This is a genomic window from Vibrio sp. S234-5, from assembly GCF_000960595.1.
In the GTDB taxonomy this organism is placed as follows: Bacteria; Pseudomonadota; Gammaproteobacteria; order Enterobacterales; family Vibrionaceae; genus Vibrio.
Genome location: NZ_JZAM01000282.1, coordinates 1 through 528, shown reverse-complemented (window position 1 = coordinate 528; position 528 = coordinate 1). Strand labels below are relative to the sequence as shown.

Sequence of the window (528 nt, the reverse complement as noted above, 5' to 3'; positions counted from 1 at the left end):
TACTCACTCAAGATGATGCCTTGCAGTATCTAGCTTCATGCTAATGACTAGGTCAAGTATTGCTGCACAGGCTTAATATTAAACGCATGAGCATTAAGCCTGTTTGATGCTATTTGGATCGCAAGTTAGGCGGAGAGTTTAGGTGGTTTGGCGATAGGTGATTTGCTATTATCGCCACCCCAAAACGACTTTTGAGCTTGCATTCAACATGATTCAACAATTGCTGGTTACTTTCCCTCCAATGTTATTTGGCGCACAAGCGCTGCTGACTTTGCTTTTGATCAAGGGCGATATTTGTCCGGGTCAGCGAGGTCGTCTCCACAAAATGTTGCCTGCGATAGGGGTACTTTGGCTTGCGGTGGCATCACTTCGTATTGAAGCGTTTATGGTGGTGTTCGCGATTTTCTATTTCTACTCTCAAGTTCAGACTAAGAAAACGCGTGAAAAGGGCCCGTTGTGGGCGCTGCATTTGGCGAATGGTTTGGCGTTTGCTTACGTGAGCATTCAAGTGTTTGAACAGCCTAATTG

1 pseudogene is annotated in these 528 nt (G+C 45.5%); it reads left to right on the top strand.

Annotated features, from left to right (window positions below):
• Positions 1-208 precede the first annotated feature (208 nt).
• A pseudogene (locus tag UF06_RS17760) lies at positions 209-528 on the top strand (hypothetical protein); the annotation flags it as partial.